Consider the following 14,129-nt stretch of genomic DNA (forward strand, 5'->3'; position numbering starts at 1 on the left):
CTAGCTTCTAGCTGCTAGCTCCGAGGTAAGACATTTTGTACGAGCGGCGCCTGAGCCGCGAACTTACTTGCTAAGGCATTCCCCAAAACAGTTCGCGGCTCAAGCGCCGCTCCTACGGCAGCTTCGTAGAACGAAAAAAGCCCCGGAAATCCGGGGCTTTTTCGTTTCACTCGTAGCTAGCAGCTAGTCGCTCGCAGCTGCTCTTACCGCGGCTGCATACGGATGCCACCATCAATACGGATGGTCTCGCCATTGAGGAAGCTGTTCTCGATCATGTGGCAGACCAGCTGAGCGTATTCCGCCGGGTTACCCAGGCGCTTGGGAAACTGGGTCATTTCGATCAGCGGCATTTTCACCTTGTCCGGGGCGGCGTTCATCAGCGGGGTGTTGAAGATACCCGGGGCGATGGTGTTGCAGCGAATGCCCAGCGGCGCCAGGTCGCGAGCGATAGGCAGGGTCATGCCGACCACCCCCCCTTTGGTGGCCGCGTAAGCCACTTGGCCAACCTGACCGTCAAAGGCCGCCACGGAAGCCGTGTTCACGATCAGGCCACGCTCGTTGTCTTCACCCGGCTCATTCTCTGCCATGGCAGCAGCGGCCAGACGGGCCACGTTGAAGGTACCGATCAGGTTGATCTTGACCACCATGTTGAACACGCCCAGATCATGGGGCTTGTTCTCGCGCCCCACGGTCTTCATGGCAGAGCCCACACCGGCACAGTTCACACACACATGGATGGCACCGAATTTTTCCACGGTGGCGTCGATAGCCGCCTTTACAGACTCCTCGTCGGTCACGTCAGTCTGCACAAAAGCTGCATTGGCACCCAGCTCCGCCGCCACTTCCGGGCCGCGCTTGTCGTCACGGTCCAGGATCATGACTTTGCCGCCCTTGGCAATAATCGCTTCAGCAGTGGCCTGACCCAGACCGGACGCAGCGCCGGTAATCACGGCAACTTTATCGGTAATATTCATATGCTCTCCTTGTGGTGAAAGGGCATGGGCTGTCGCTGCGTCAACAACAGCAACCCATTACAAATGCTGCCACGCAGTATACCCACCCCGTTCACGCGTCACATTGTTGCTTTCGCTCAAAGTGGGTGCCACTCTTTGACAACCGGATTGGGAGGGAAAACCTTGCCAGATACCGCCAGACATGACGCCAGCGCCACACTGATAGCGCGTTACCAGCGTATCCGGGCCTTCAGCGAACAGCTCTGCGCCCCCCTGCTCACCGAAGACATGGGGCTACAGGCCTGCGCTGACGTGAGTCCGCCACGCTGGCATCTGGCCCACACCACCTGGTTCTTCGAAACCTTTCTTCTCAAGCCCCACCTCGCCGACTACCGAGTGTTCAACCCGCAATTCGAGTACCTGTTCAACAGCTACTACAACGGCATTGGCGAACAGTTCGCCCGCCCGCAACGCCACCTTTTGTCACGCCCCACCGGCGAAGAAGTCTATGCCTGGCGACAACAGGTGGATGACGCCATGGTTCGCCTTATCGAACAACAACCGGGCCTGACAGATCTGGTCACACTGGGACTCAATCATGAGCAGCAGCACCAAGAGCTGCTGCTGACAGACCTGAAATACAGCCTCTCCTTCAATCCGCTGTCGCCCTCCCTCGGCCAACCTCTCACTGAAGCAGACAGCCCTGCACCGCTGAGCTTTCAGTCTTTCAGTGGCGGTTTGGTGGAAATCGGTGCCAGCGGCCAGGATTTTTCTTTCGATAACGAAACACCCCGCCACCGGGTCTGGCTGGAGCCTTTTTCGCTGGCTAACCGTCCGGTCTGCAACGGCGAATTTCGTGAATTCATCAAGGATGGCGGCTACCGACGACCGGAGTTATGGCTGTCTGACGGCTGGGCCTGGGTACAGGCGCAACATAGCCAGCGGCCGCTTTACTGGCACGAGGATCTTGACCGGCACTTCACTCTGGCAGGGCTACAACCGCTACACCATGGGCAGATTCTTGCCCATGTAAATTATTACGAAGCGGATGCCTATGCCCGCTGGGCCGGCAAGCGGCTGCCCTCGGAGCAGGAATGGGAGCACGCGGCGACAGCGCAACCACTGCAAGGACATTTTGTGGACAACGGTAGCTACCAGCCCGGTCAGGCCCGCGATACGGCCATGGCCCACTTGTTCGGCGATGTCTGGGAATGGACCGCCAGCGCCTACCTGCCCTACCCGGGATTTCAGGCAGCCGCAGGGGCGGTGGGGGAATACAACGGCAAGTTCATGTGTAACCAGATGGTGCTGCGTGGCGGCTCCTGTGCCAGCAGCCAAGACCATTTGCGGGCCAGCTATCGTAATTTTTTCTACCCCCACCACCGCTGGCAGTTCAGCGGTATCCGGCTTGCGGGAGACCCGTCGTGAACCAGCAACAGCTCGGCCCCAACCTGACCTTTTTCGACCTGCAGCCACCGACCACCGACATGCTTGCCGAAGTCAGCGAGTCCCTGCGGGCGCCGACACCGACACTACATCCCAAGTTCTTCTACGACGAAACCGGTTCCAGCCTTTTCGACCGGATTACCCGCACCCCGGAGTACTACCCCACCCGTACCGAAGCGAGCTTGCTGCATCGCTACGCCGAGGACATTCAGTCACGACTGGACGGCATCCATACCATCGCCGAACCCGGTGCCGGCAGCTGCGAAAAGGTGCGGGTATTACTCAATGCCTGGCAACCGGCGCATTACATGCCACTGGAAATCTCACGGGAATGCCTGCTTGGCGCCTCACGGCGCCTGGCCGAGGACTTCCCCCACATACATATCAGCGCCGTGTGCGCAGATTATTGCCAGGCCATGGCCATGCCGGAGGGCTTACGACAACCCGGACGTCTGGTTTTTTTCCCTGGCTCTACCATCGGCAACTTTGAGCCTGAACAGCGGGCCACTTTCCTGCGCGGCCTGCGCGAACTGGCAGGCCCCGGCGGTTCCCTGCTGATCGGAGCGGATCTGCAGAAACCCTCAGAACGACTCCACGCCGCCTATAATGATGCAGGAGGGCTCACTGCTGCCTTCAATCTGAATGCACTGCATCATCTGAACCGGGAGCTGGATTGTGGGTTCGATACCGACACCATGCGCCATCTGGCGTTCTACAACAGCGCGCAAAACCGTATCGAAATGCACCTGGAATGCCTGCAGGACCAACATATCCAGCTGGGTAAAAATAGCCTGACACTCGCCGCCGGCACCCGTATTCACACGGAAAATTCCTACAAATTCACCGTCGAAGGGTTTTCCGCAGAACTGGTCGCCGCCGGTTTCACCCCCTCCGCCTGCTGGACCGACAGCGACAGTCTGTTCAGTCTGCATCTGGCCTGTTCCTGACCATCGACAACGTCTGTGAATCACAGGCCATGTCACCCCGCAACGCACGCCAGACGCTGGCCAGGACGGCAAAGACTGTAAAACTGATCACTTTGACATCAGTGCATAGTGTGAACTGGCACTGGTACCGTTATACTGAACCGCGTTTTTTTGCCGATTCAGTCTTCGAAAGAATAAAAGGGGTCACGGGCTACCGTGGCATAGGGAGATCGGATGCTCGAACTGATCAGCGCGGCTCGCCGTCGTAAACGGCCGCCCACACACCAGCTGTTTGATGTTGTCACCCAGGAGTACCGGGTGGGGTTGCTGGATATTGACCTGAACATGCATCTGAACAACGCCAAGTACTTGAAGTTCATGGATCGCTGCCGACTGGAACACGCGGTGGTTACCGGGTTGCTCAACCGCATGATCGAAGCGCGCTGTAATGGCGTGGTGGCCAACACCGAGATTTCCTACATCCGCGAGCTGCGACCATACCAGCAGTTCCAGGTGCACACCCGTATTCTCGGCTGGGATGACAAGTACGTGTACTACGATCAGCGCTTCGAATCCCAGCGCAAACTGCACACCCACGCCCTGCTGCGGGTGGCCAACGTCTATGGTGGCAAATCCATCAGCCCCCAGACCCTTCAGGAAATCACCGGCTTCAACCAGACCTCCCCGGCCCTGCCGGAGTATGTGGAACAGTGGAAGCGGTTGTTGCAGACCAAGCGGCGGCTGACGGAGAGTGACTAGCATTGTTGGGTTTGATAAACCCCTTCGGGGCGCCCTGCGGGCGTCCAGCCTAAAGGCATGTCGCAAACTCAACCCAACCTCCGCAGCTAGGTCCCACACCGAGCAGAAATACCGCTGTAGGAGCGGCTCTCGAGCCGCGAACCTCGCGTAGCGAGGAAGTCGCCCACCGGGCGATCAGGGATTCCAGGTGCCACCAGATTGATCTGGAAGCATCACATATCCTGCCTCCTCGCCCAAGCTCGGATTCGTCCCTCAAGAGGAACTCCTACAGTCACTTCGTAGAAAGGTTATTCCTCTCCAGACAGCAAAAGCCCCGGCATGCCGGGGCTTTTTTGTTTTGGCTGGAAGCGAGTAGTTAGCCACTCGCAGCGATCATTATTCCGTCGCGTAGGTATGGAACGGCGCCCAGCGCGGCACCTGGCTGTCCTTACCTGCGTAGTAGACGCCTGGCTCATCCAGACGCAGGTCGGCAATTTCGCGCAGGGCCACGGCACGGGGGACCTGCTGCAACGGGCCGGCCTGCTGGAAGTTTTCCGGGTCGGCAACCAGTTCTTCCATATCCAGCGGGCGGGTTTCCGAGTAGCGGAAGTAGTAGTCCTTGCCGCCCTCCACTTCCAACGGCATCTCGAACACCATCTTCAGGTAAAGCACGCTAAGCGGACGGCGGGCATAGAAATCGTGGGTGCCGGCAGGCAATTCCAGCCAGCTGTAGGCGCCAGCCTTGAGGCCGAACAGCTGCGAGGCATCCAGGAAGAACACCGGTGCCTGCACCTCTTCATAGCCCCACCGGGTAATCGGTCGGTAGATATAGACCATGGCATTACGCGGATCCAGCGTATCCATGGGTTTGAAAGTCTTGCCCTGGGGGGCATGGATAAAGGCACCCGGGGTGGAGGGAATCCCCATACCGAGGCCGGAACATCCCGAAAGCATCCACAGGCAAGCTGCCAGCAACACAGCCAATCGCATTATTATTCTCCAGTGATGCCGCTTCCCGTTAGCCCGGTGCGACCCTGTTTATTATTCAGCGCAAGATAATGCTTATGAAGGTGGTAACTATGGCCGATTTGCGGTTATTGCTCAAGATGAAGGTAGGTGCTCAAATTCCCGCCAAGTGATTCGTCTCTCCTCTCCCCTGCACCGCCTTTTCTGCTAATCTTCCGCCATGGCAGTTAATCGCATCCACACCCCCTGTATCGGCGTCTGTTCCACCGTCTTCGGTGATACGGTCTGCCGTGGCTGTTGCCGCTTCAGTCACGAGGTGGTGCACTGGAATGGTTATACCAACGAAGAGAAGCAAATTGTCTGGAAACGGCTGAATTTGCTGCTCTGCCAGGTGGTGGATAACTATTTTGTGGTCACCGATGCGGGCCGGCTGGCGGCGGAGATGGACTTCCAGAACCTGCGTTACCAGACCCAGCTTTCCCCCCAGGGCTGGGTGCCGGAGCTACTCAAAGCCGCCGGTAAACAACAGATCCCCTATGATCGTTTCGGCCTGCGCGCCCTGCCCCCGACCCAGGGCCTGCTGCCCCGGGAGCTCTACGACCAGATCAGTGCCGAATGCCACGCCCTGGCCCAGGCCCACTATGACCGCTCCTACGCCCGCCCGGTCACCCTCGCCGCAGAACTCACCGAGCTTGCCGCCCGGGAGAAGGGGTTGATCTAAGAGTTACAAGTTCAAAGTTGAAAGTTCAAACGCGGGGCAAGGCCGGCTTGGCTGGGAATTTCCTCGCTCCGCGCTGAGGTTAAGACCTAAACAGCAATGCCCGTCTCTTGCTCCCCCCTTTACCGCCCTGCGCGGCTCTGTAGTTCTTCGTGTGGCGACACCATAGATTCGCGTTTCAACTTTAAACTTTGAACTTTCAACTCACCGCACTTTGTCCCCATATGACCCTTCCATAAAAACATCACCCAATGGCACAGTTACGGAATGAACATTCATTCATTGCGTGAGATCCGCCATGGCCAGCCCTGCCCCGGTTACCCCGGTCGACAACAAGGAAACCCGCAAGCACGAGCAGATCATCCGTGCCGCCCTGCGAGTATTCGCCGAGCACGGTCTGCACGGCACCCCGGTACCGCCGATCGCCGCTGAAGCCGGTGTAGGTGTCGGCACCTTGTATCGCTATTTCGACAGCAAGGAAACGCTGATAAACGCCGTGTTTCGCGACAGCAAGAGCCGCCTAAAGGAACGCCTGCTCAGCGATCTCGACCTGCTTCACCCCTCGCGCAGCCTGTTCGACAACCTGTGGGCCCGGCTCACCGCCTTCGCCCGCGAAGAGCCGGATGCCTTTCATTTTCTGGAAATGCAGGATCACCACAGCTACCTGGATCCGGAAAGCCGCCACCAGGAGCAGGCACTGCTGATTCCCCTGGGCATGATGGTGGTCATTGGCCAGCGCACCGGCCTGCTCAACGACATCATGAAACCGGACCTGGCCATTGCCCTGTTCTGGGGAGCGTTTGTGGGTGTCTTCAAAGCGGAACGGCTGGGCTATCTGACCCTGGATGACGACGATCTGAAACGGGCGCGGGATGCCTGCTGGCTCGCCATCGCCAATCACAACACCCCCCATGACAATAACAAGGGCCCCCAACCATGAACCCGACCCACATCCTGATTACCGGCGGGGCTGGCGCCATCGGCAGCCAGCTCGCTGGGCAGTTTCGCCAGCACCACCCGGAGGCCCGCATCACCCTGGTGGACCTGAATGCCGACGCCCTCGCCCTGGCCGCCGACAAACATGGCGCCCAGACGGAAACCTGCGACCTGACAAATATCGATGCCCTGCCCGCCTGGTGGCAGTCGCTGGTGGACCGTCGCGGGCCGGTGGACGTACTGATCAACTGCGCCGGCATCATGGACATCATCAGCATCACCGGCACCGGCTGGGAGCAAGGCAAGCGTCTGCTGGATATCAATTTCACCGCTCCCATGCGACTGATGGACCTGGCCTTTCCGGCCATGGTGGAAGCCCGCCAAGGCTGCGTGATCAATGTGGCCAGCATGGCCGGGCGCGTGCCGATTCGTGGCTGCAGCTATTACGGCGGCGCCAAGGCCGGCATCGGCCTGGCCTCGGAAATTGCCCGGCTGGATCTGAAGAAGCAGGGCGTCAATGTGATCACCGTCTACCCGGGCCCGATCCATTCCGGCCTGGAAAGCCATGCCCGCAGCCAGGTCAAAAAAGGCCCGGTGTCCCGCTATATCCCCACCGGCAAACCGGAGGTGCTGGCCGAGCGCATCTACCGCACCTTCCGCAAGGGCGGCGCCCGGGTGATCTACCCGGATATCTACGCCCTGGCCAAGCAGGTGGCCAACCTGAATCTGACCAACCGGGCCATGGATTTCTTCAGCCCACAACCGAACCAGTGACCACGGACACCCCCATGACACAACAAGCCAACTCTCCCATTTACGACGTCCTGATTGTCGGCGCCGGCATCAGCGGCATTGGCCTGGGCATTCGTCTGCAGGACGCCGGGTTCGATAATTTCGTAATCCTGGAAAAGGCCGCCGACCTGGGCGGCACCTGGCGGGACAACACCTACCCGGGCTGCGCCTGCGATGTGCCCTCGGCGTTATATTCCTATTCCTTCGCCCAGAAACCGGACTGGAGCCGGGCCTTCGCCGGTCAGACGGAGATTCTCGACTATGTGCGCGACACGGCTAACCGCCACAACATTCCCGGCTTCATTCGTTTCAATCAGGCAGTGGAACGGGCGCAATGGCGGGAAAGCAAAAATCTCTGGGAAGTGCAGACCGGCGACCAGCTCTACCTGGCCCGTACCGTGGTGGCCTGCTCCGGCTACCTGCACGAACCCATCATTCCCAACATCCCCGGCCTGAAGGATTTTCAGGGCAAGCTGTTCCATTCCTCCCGCTGGGACCATGACCACGACCTGAGCGGAGAACGGGTGGCGGTGATCGGCACCGGCGCTTCGGCGATCCAGTTTGTGCCGGAGATCCAACCGAAGGTACAACAGCTGACCTTGTTCCAGCGCACCCCACAATGGGTGCTGCCCAAGCCGGATCATCCCATCCCCAAAATCGAGGAAAACTTCTTCCGTCTGCCGTTCACCCTGAACGCCTGGCGCAAGATGCTTTACGGCGGCTTTGAAACTTTCGGCATCGGCTTTCGCAAACCGGCCCTGCTGCGACAGATCCAGAAACTGGGTGAGGCGCATATCCGCCTGGCCATCAAGGACCCGGCCCTGCGCGCCAAACTGACCCCGGATTACACCCTGGGCTGCAAGCGGGTGCTGATGAGCAACCAGTATTACCCGGCGCTCAATCAGGCCAATGTGGATGTGTTCGCCACCGGCCTGAAGGAAGTGCGCGGCAACACCCTGGTGGGCCAGGACGGCAGCGAGTGCGACGTGGACACGATCATTCTGGGCACCGGGTTCTTCGTCACCGAGCCACCCATTGCCGATCACATCTATAACGATGCCGGCGAATCGCTCAGCAACATGTGGCAGGACGGCATGCAGGCCTATCGCGGCACCACCATCGCCGGGCTGCCCAATGCCTTCATGGTGCTGGGTCCCAACCTGGGCATCGGCCACAACTCCGCCTTTATCGTCATCGAGGCGCAGATCAACTACATCCTCAGCACCCTGCAAACCATGCGCGACCAGCAACTGAGCCGGGTGGAAGTGAAAGCCGACAGCCAGAGAACCTACAACCGCAAGGTCCAGAAAGACCTGCAGGGCACCGTCTGGAACACCGGTGGCTGCTCCAGCTACTACCTGGACAAGAACGGCTTCAACAGCGTGGGCTTCCCCTGGAGCACCCTGGAAATGCAGCGTCTGCTCAAGGACTTTGATCCCGACAGCTATACCCTGACACCCGCCACCCAACCCGTCTTTTAATATGAACAGGCCAGAATAATGACAAACAACACTCCATCTCCCCGCCGTGCCCTGGTACTGGGCTGCGGCGGTGTCGCCGGCGGCGCCTGGTCCATTGCCGCCCTGCACAATCTTGAGCAGCAACTGGACTGGGACGCCCGCGATGCCGATATCCTTATCGGCACCTCGGCAGGCGCGGTGCTGGCCACCTTGCTGGGGAGCGGCATCAGCGTGGATCAGCTGCTGGCCTGCCAGCAGGGCACCAGCGAGCAGTGCCGCTGGGATCACGACAGCGACAGCGGCGGCGCCCTGCCGCCCCTGCCCGGCGCCCGCTTCACCGGTGCCAAGCTGGCCCTGAAAGGCCTGCGCGGGGACGTCTCCCCGCTGACCGCCTTCTGCGGCCTGCTGCCCCGTGGCCAGTTCGACATGGCGCCTTTCCGGCAATTGGTGGACGACGCCACCGGAGGAGCAGACTGGGTTGCCCACCCGGCCACCTGGATCATGGCCGTGGACACCACCAGCGGCAAACGGGTGGCCTTCGGTAAAGGCGGCGCGCCGCAGGCGCACATCCGCGACGCGGTCTGTGCCTCCTATGGGGTGCCCTTCTGGTGCCCACCGGTGACCCTGGGCAGCCGTACCTACATCGACGGTGGCGTGGCCTCCCCCACCTCGGCGGATCTGCTGATGGACAGCGCCGTGGACGAGGTGATCATTCTCGCGCCCATGGCCTCACGGCAACCGGACAAACCGCGCTCGCCCCTCACTGCCATCGAACGGCGAGTACGCCGCTACATGACCGGCATTGTGGATCGGGAAGTGAGCAAACTGGAAAAAGCGGGTAAGACAGTGATTCGTCTGGAACCCAATGCCGATGATTTGCAAGCCTTTGGGTTTAATATGATGGACCCGTCACGGCGCCGACAGGTGCTGGACACCGCTTTAGTCACTACAGCCATAACGGTGCAAAACGCGCTTTGAAGGGTAACGCGGGGGAGATTCGCCGGGTGGCTTCCCCGCTAGAGTGAGTCCACCGCCGCCATCAGCGACGCCTTGATCTCATGCAGGGAACCGTGGGCCGCCTGGCCCTCGGCATGGATCAACCCGCCCAACACCATCGCCCCCACCGCCAACGCCACCAGCGCCAGCAGGCGCACGCGATCAGCCTCAAGCTTTCGTGCCGCCGGAAAGTGATTGGCCTTACGGTCTCTGTCTTGTGTGTGCTCACGCATAATGCCACCTCTCCTTTTGTTCTACCCGGGACGAGGCAAACTCGCAAGTACCGCACTAAGCGTGCAGAGAGCATTCCGGGCAAAACCGCAGGGTGCGGAAATACAGCTTGGCCACCGGCAAGGCGTGGATACAGTGAGAGAAATCGCCCAGATAAATGCGCTGGTCGTTTTCATTTGGCAATTGCTGGCAATTCACCGTGTGGATTTCCCAGGTGTCATCGTCGGCCTTGATCTTGCTGAGGTAATACCGCATACCCTTCCCCGATTAGCGGATTCGACAGGGCGCATGTTATGGATCTGAGACGTGAACGGTATGAAAAGAAGGTAAAACCTGGCAGTTAATGAAATTAACTTGATAGTGCTAGTGGTCAATAGCTTGAGTTATGAAAAAGTAGCGCACGTATCCAGACAGCCTATTGCTCAATTTCATACCCCACCGAACCGATAGTGTTTATGGAGAACCGGGGGGAAATCAGGAAGGTTTTCCCCAAAGGCTTTTACCCATAGAAAAGCGTTTTCAGGGGTGAGCAACCATCCCCCGGGATGCCCGATGCAAGGAAGCATCCCAACCCCAAAAAACAAAAGGCCGTAACAGCAATGCTGTTACGGCCTTTCTTTGAGATGGTGCGCCAGGAGGGAGTTGAACCCCCACACCTCTCGGCACCAGAACCTAAATCTGGCGTGTCTACCAATTCCACCACTGGCGCAATGGGCGGGTATTCTAGCAGGCTAATCGCTAATTACCAGCAGGTTCAGCCTCCTTGAAGAATCCGGTAAAGCGCCTGCAGGTCTTTGTCTATTTTCGCTACCTTGCCAGCCAGTGCAGACACCTCGACGCTGTTGTCGGATACCGGTTGCACCACAGGGGTGGCGGCGGGTTGTGGACGGTCGGCCAGGCTGCTGATCCGCGAGGACAGGCCTTTCAGCTTGCTGTCCATCTCGTTAAGGCGCGTCGCCAGCTCGGCGCTTTCGCTGTTGCTGTTGCGCTGTTTGGCCATGGCCACGGTGAGCCCGCGCACCTTGGCATTCAGTTCGCGCAGATCGTCACGCAGGCTGTTGACCACCGCATCGCCAGGAGCGGCTTCAGAAGTGGCAGGCGCTTTTACCGTACTGCGAGCACCATCTCTCACCTCTCCCTGACGCAGCGATGCCAGCTGATAGTATTGCTCTCGCAATTCACTGAGTTCACGGCTGGATTCAGCGTGGGCCAGCCACTGGCTGGCGGCCAACAGCAAGGCGATGACCGCCAGCACCAGGGACAACCACAACAAGCCGGAGTGGCCCCCCTCGCTAACCGAGATAGGGTTGGTTTTTTTGGGCGCGCGCAGATTGACCGGTTCCAGATCCGGCCCCGGTACCGGGGTAGCTACCGCCAGTACATCCTGATTCAACCCCTGTAAACGCCGCTCTTTACTTTCCGGCAACTTGGCCATGGCAAGACGCTCTTTTACTTGTTGTTTTTAGCTGATCACCACCCCCCGTGGCCGATCAGCGCCCTTCCAGTTTATCCAGACGACTATTGACCTGCAGCCGGTAAGAATCAAAAGCCGCAATCGCTGCCTCTGTCTCATCCAGCCGATCTTTTAACGCTGCCAGCCCGGCCTGGTTTTTTTCCACCTTGGCCAGACCGCTTTTCAGGTTTTGCTGCTGGCTTTCCAGCTGATTGATGTTTTCCGCCAGCACATCCACCTGAGTCTGCATCTGACTGATGCGGGTCTGCCACTGTTCACTGCTCTTGTTGACGGCAGACACCGCACTGTCCACCTGCTTTTTCAGGGCAGTGGTGTCCTTGCTGATCCCCTGCAGTTTGCCATCCACCCCGGCCTGGGCCTTTTTGACTTCATTCAGTGTGGCTGACAGTGCAGTCAGTTTCTTGCTCTGCTCGGCAATATCCGCCCGGTTGCGCTTGTTGCTCAGATCCCAGAGTTTACGGATTTCGGTGTTGTTTTCTTCCAGCTTCTTGCCTTGAGCGCGGACCGTATCCTGCAGTTGACCGGACGACTGGTTCAGGCTCTCGTCGGTGGCAGACAACCGGGACTGCAGGTTGCCCAGTTTCTGGCTGGATTCCGAGATGCGCTCGTCCATTTGTGACTGGAGCACGGTCATCTGTTTCTGGAACCAGACCCCCATCACGGCGATCAGCACCACCAGCACCAGACAGGCAATCATCCAGCCACCCCCTCCGCCATTGGAGGGCGGCACCGGTTTTTTGGGTGCCTTGGGAGGCTTGCCCGCCCCTTTCTCGGCGGGCTTGTTGCTGCCGGCAGGAGAAGGCCGGCGCCCGGCATCACCATGATCATCCACGGTGACATCATTCAGATTACCCAGATTTACTTCACGATCTCGCGTCATTCCTGTGTCCTGCATACCGGATAGTCCGGTTCATGGCCCGATTGACAGATAGTGCCACAGGGGGCACTGCGGCGCTGCCGAACAGCGCCCATTTAGTCCTGCCTGTCTTTGAAAAACTTATTCGCCGCTTTTCTCGAACAACGGCTGTTCGGTGGCGTAGTAGACCATATCGCCCAGCTCGTGCTTGCCTTCTTCGTTCTTGAGCAACGGCAGGAAAATCACCCAGGGGCGTACACCTCGGTGGTCTACCTGCGCCCATACCCCAGTAACTTTTTCACCATTTTCAGCGGTGATGTCATGCAGACGGAATAGACCCATCAGCTCGATATCCGGCTGCTCTTTACCAATCTTGCGCAGCTGCATGAACAGGCCCTGGGCCCACTCTTCGGCGCTTGGGGCATCGGCTTTTTCACCGGAATAACCCACCGCCCGCACCGTCTCTCCGGACTGAATCAAGCCGAACGGATAGAGGCCGCCGGAACGCTGGATAGCCTGCAGCGCCTGGCGCAGGCCAGCTTCTGCCAACTGATCCATGGCCTGCTGCTCGGGGCTTTTCTGTTTTTGCTCGGCGGAAGCTGGCACCGGCCCTTCTGCCATGGCAGCGGTTGCCGACAAACCCATCACCAGAAAAAAGATTCCCAAAAAACGCATATCACACCTGTTATTTTCATTAACCTGCAGATTGGACCACACAAACCCCGACAATATCCCGGGAGGGACGCTACCAAACTTCCCCCACCGCCGCCAGACAGACACGAAAAAGGCCGCAAAAGCGGCCTTTTTCACTACCTGAACGGTATCCCTATAAGGGATATGCCGTCTTAACCGGCAAAGTTGCTGGCGGCAAAGTCCCAGTTGATCAGGTTCCAGATGGATTCCAGATACTTGGGTCGGGCATTGCGGTAATCCACGTAGTAGGCGTGTTCCCACACGTCCACGGTGAACAGCGGAGTCTGACCCTTGTCGTGGGCGATCGGGGTATCCGCATCATCGGTGTTGACGATTTCCAGGCTGCCATCGGTGTTCTTCACCAGCCAGGTCCAGCCGGAACCGAAGTTGCCGGTCGCTTTGGCATTGAACTGGGACTTGAACTCGTCGAAGGAGCCGAAAGCGGTGTCGATGGCCGCAGCCAGATCACCGGTGGGAGCGCCACCGCCGTTAGGGCTCAGGCTGTTCCAGTAGAAGGTGTGGTTCCAGACCTGGGCAGCCTGGTTGAACAGACCGCCTTCGGCGCTCTTGATGATCTCTTCCAGGGATTTGCCTTCGTTGTCGGTGCCGGCAACCATATCGTTCAGCTTGGTCACATAGGCATTGTGGTGCTTGCCATGGTGATACTCGAGAGTTTCTGCAGAAATATGCGGTTCCAGTGCATTTTTCTCGAACGGAAGCGGCGGTAATTCAAAAGCCATAGTCATTTCCCCTGACATCATGTTGTTCTGTCGCGGCTTGGCAACAGAAAGAAATTCCCCGCTGACGGCATGCCTGCCGCCAGCGGCTGAACGATAATAACAAGCTACCGGCGGCAATCTCCACCACAGACCCGGCGTTAACCGTGATTGCCTTTGGCTGCAATAGACGAAAACTATCGCCATTGCCTGGTCCGTGACCGGCAG

At 58.9% G+C, this 14,129-nt stretch carries 16 protein-coding genes and 1 tRNA gene; 8 read left to right on the top strand and 9 right to left on the bottom strand.

Going from position 1 to position 14,129, the window contains the following annotated elements; all coding sequences use genetic code 11:
• Window positions 1-203 precede the first annotated feature (203 nt).
• A complete protein-coding gene (locus Q0Y02_RS08835; RefSeq protein ID WP_062816786.1) occupies window positions 204-974 on the bottom strand; it encodes a 3-hydroxyacyl-CoA dehydrogenase in 771 nt (256 codons plus the stop codon).
• A 162-nt stretch (window positions 975-1,136) separates the two neighbouring features.
• On the opposite strand from Q0Y02_RS08835, the gene egtB reads away from it, so the two are divergent.
• From egtB to Q0Y02_RS08850, 3 genes are all read left to right on the top strand, one after another.
• Window positions 1,137-2,381 (top strand): ergothioneine biosynthesis protein EgtB, encoded by a 1,245-nt coding sequence (gene egtB, locus Q0Y02_RS08840; RefSeq protein WP_297767021.1) that lies wholly within the window; start codon window positions 1,137-1,139, stop codon window positions 2,379-2,381.
• Window positions 2,378-3,346 carry an L-histidine N(alpha)-methyltransferase gene (egtD, locus tag Q0Y02_RS08845; protein WP_297767023.1) on the top strand — a complete coding sequence of 323 codons (969 nt, stop codon included), beginning with the start codon at window positions 2,378-2,380 and terminating at the stop codon, window positions 3,344-3,346. Before egtB ends, egtD begins: the two co-directional genes overlap by 4 nt.
• A 213-nt stretch (window positions 3,347-3,559) precedes the next feature.
• A complete protein-coding gene (locus Q0Y02_RS08850) occupies window positions 3,560-4,084 on the top strand; it encodes an acyl-CoA thioesterase (protein ID WP_035249412.1) in 525 nt (174 codons plus the stop codon).
• A 375-nt stretch (window positions 4,085-4,459) separates the two neighbouring features.
• Here the strand turns inward: Q0Y02_RS08850 and Q0Y02_RS08855 are convergent, their stop codons facing one another.
• On the bottom strand, window positions 4,460-5,053 hold the full coding sequence (locus Q0Y02_RS08855; protein WP_297767025.1) for a DUF2846 domain-containing protein: 594 nt from the start codon (window positions 5,051-5,053) through the stop codon (window positions 4,460-4,462).
• A 196-nt stretch (window positions 5,054-5,249) separates the two neighbouring features.
• On the opposite strand from Q0Y02_RS08855, the gene Q0Y02_RS08860 reads away from it, so the two are divergent.
• The 5 genes from Q0Y02_RS08860 to Q0Y02_RS08880 all read left to right on the top strand — a co-directional run bounded on the left by Q0Y02_RS08860 (window position 5,250) and on the right by Q0Y02_RS08880 (window position 9,913).
• Complete coding sequence (locus tag Q0Y02_RS08860) at window positions 5,250-5,750, top strand: DUF1289 domain-containing protein (RefSeq protein ID WP_297767026.1); 501 nt, start codon at window positions 5,250-5,252, stop codon at window positions 5,748-5,750.
• A gap of 295 nt (window positions 5,751-6,045) precedes the next feature.
• Window positions 6,046-6,687 carry a TetR/AcrR family transcriptional regulator gene (locus Q0Y02_RS08865; RefSeq protein WP_297767027.1) on the top strand — a complete coding sequence of 214 codons (642 nt, stop codon included), beginning with the start codon at window positions 6,046-6,048 and terminating at the stop codon, window positions 6,685-6,687.
• Window positions 6,684-7,457, top strand: a complete 774-nt coding sequence (locus tag Q0Y02_RS08870) for an SDR family NAD(P)-dependent oxidoreductase (protein ID WP_297767028.1) — start codon at window positions 6,684-6,686, stop codon at window positions 7,455-7,457. Before Q0Y02_RS08865 ends, Q0Y02_RS08870 begins: the two co-directional genes overlap by 4 nt.
• Window positions 7,458-7,471: 14 nt before the next feature.
• Window positions 7,472-8,956: an NAD(P)/FAD-dependent oxidoreductase gene (locus Q0Y02_RS08875; protein ID WP_297767029.1), complete on the top strand. Its 1,485-nt coding sequence runs from the start codon at window positions 7,472-7,474 to the stop codon at window positions 8,954-8,956.
• 18 nt (window positions 8,957-8,974) lie between these two features.
• Window positions 8,975-9,913: a patatin-like phospholipase family protein gene (locus Q0Y02_RS08880; protein ID WP_297767031.1), complete on the top strand. Its 939-nt coding sequence runs from the start codon at window positions 8,975-8,977 to the stop codon at window positions 9,911-9,913.
• 38 nt (window positions 9,914-9,951) lie between these two features.
• Here Q0Y02_RS08880 and Q0Y02_RS08885 read toward each other — a convergent pair whose 3' ends face one another.
• The 7 genes from Q0Y02_RS08885 to Q0Y02_RS08915 form a co-directional block, all read right to left on the bottom strand.
• Window positions 9,952-10,164 carry a hypothetical protein gene (locus tag Q0Y02_RS08885; RefSeq protein ID WP_297767032.1) on the bottom strand — a complete coding sequence of 71 codons (213 nt, stop codon included), beginning with the start codon at window positions 10,162-10,164 and terminating at the stop codon, window positions 9,952-9,954.
• Between the two features lie 55 nt (window positions 10,165-10,219).
• Entirely contained in the window at window positions 10,220-10,417 is a 198-nt protein-coding gene (locus tag Q0Y02_RS08890) for a hypothetical protein (protein ID WP_297767034.1), read from the bottom strand.
• A gap of 369 nt (window positions 10,418-10,786) precedes the next feature.
• A tRNA-Leu gene (locus Q0Y02_RS08895) sits at window positions 10,787-10,871 on the bottom strand.
• A gap of 45 nt (window positions 10,872-10,916) precedes the next feature.
• Entirely contained in the window at window positions 10,917-11,597 is a 681-nt protein-coding gene (locus Q0Y02_RS08900; RefSeq protein ID WP_297767036.1) for a hypothetical protein, read from the bottom strand.
• Between the two features lie 55 nt (window positions 11,598-11,652).
• The gene (locus Q0Y02_RS08905) at window positions 11,653-12,516 is read right to left on the bottom strand and encodes a hypothetical protein (RefSeq protein WP_297767038.1); all 864 of its coding nucleotides are present in this window, start codon (window positions 12,514-12,516) and stop codon (window positions 11,653-11,655) included.
• Window positions 12,517-12,633: 117 nt separating this feature from the next.
• Entirely contained in the window at window positions 12,634-13,167 is a 534-nt protein-coding gene (locus tag Q0Y02_RS08910; RefSeq protein ID WP_297767040.1) for a hypothetical protein, read from the bottom strand.
• A gap of 170 nt (window positions 13,168-13,337) precedes the next feature.
• Window positions 13,338-13,925 (bottom strand): Fe-Mn family superoxide dismutase, encoded by a 588-nt coding sequence (locus Q0Y02_RS08915; protein ID WP_297767042.1) that lies wholly within the window; start codon window positions 13,923-13,925, stop codon window positions 13,338-13,340.
• Window positions 13,926-14,129 lie beyond the last annotated feature (204 nt).

The sequence above is a fragment of the uncultured Alcanivorax sp. genome (genome assembly GCF_947258575.1).
Taxonomy (GTDB): Bacteria; Pseudomonadota; Gammaproteobacteria; order Pseudomonadales; family Alcanivoracaceae; genus Alcanivorax.

Bases quoted from the DNA above. Each gene is read 5' to 3' on its own strand.
- Q0Y02_RS08850 (WP_035249412.1), top strand. From the start codon at position 3,560: ATGCTCGAACTGATCAGCGCGGCTCGCCGTCGTAAACGGCCGCCCACA.
- Q0Y02_RS08900 (WP_297767036.1), bottom strand. From the start codon at position 11,597: ATGGCCAAGTTGCCGGAAAGTAAAGAGCGGCGTTTACAGGGGTTGAAT.
- Q0Y02_RS08890 (WP_297767034.1), bottom strand. From the start codon at position 10,417: ATGCGGTATTACCTCAGCAAGATCAAGGCCGACGATGACACCTGGGAA.
- Q0Y02_RS08860 (WP_297767026.1), top strand. From the start codon at position 5,250: ATGGCAGTTAATCGCATCCACACCCCCTGTATCGGCGTCTGTTCCACC.
- Q0Y02_RS08915 (WP_297767042.1), bottom strand. From the start codon at position 13,925: ATGGCTTTTGAATTACCGCCGCTTCCGTTCGAGAAAAATGCACTGGAA.
- Q0Y02_RS08870 (WP_297767028.1), top strand. From the start codon at position 6,684: ATGAACCCGACCCACATCCTGATTACCGGCGGGGCTGGCGCCATCGGC.
- Q0Y02_RS08910 (WP_297767040.1), bottom strand. From the start codon at position 13,167: ATGCGTTTTTTGGGAATCTTTTTTCTGGTGATGGGTTTGTCGGCAACC.
- Q0Y02_RS08855 (WP_297767025.1), bottom strand. From the start codon at position 5,053: ATGCGATTGGCTGTGTTGCTGGCAGCTTGCCTGTGGATGCTTTCGGGA.
- Q0Y02_RS08865 (WP_297767027.1), top strand. From the start codon at position 6,046: ATGGCCAGCCCTGCCCCGGTTACCCCGGTCGACAACAAGGAAACCCGC.
- Q0Y02_RS08885 (WP_297767032.1), bottom strand. From the start codon at position 10,164: ATGCGTGAGCACACACAAGACAGAGACCGTAAGGCCAATCACTTTCCG.
- Q0Y02_RS08835 (WP_062816786.1), bottom strand. From the start codon at position 974: ATGAATATTACCGATAAAGTTGCCGTGATTACCGGCGCTGCGTCCGGT.
- Q0Y02_RS08905 (WP_297767038.1), bottom strand. From the start codon at position 12,516: ATGACGCGAGATCGTGAAGTAAATCTGGGTAATCTGAATGATGTCACC.
- Q0Y02_RS08875 (WP_297767029.1), top strand. From the start codon at position 7,472: ATGACACAACAAGCCAACTCTCCCATTTACGACGTCCTGATTGTCGGC.
- Q0Y02_RS08880 (WP_297767031.1), top strand. From the start codon at position 8,975: ATGACAAACAACACTCCATCTCCCCGCCGTGCCCTGGTACTGGGCTGC.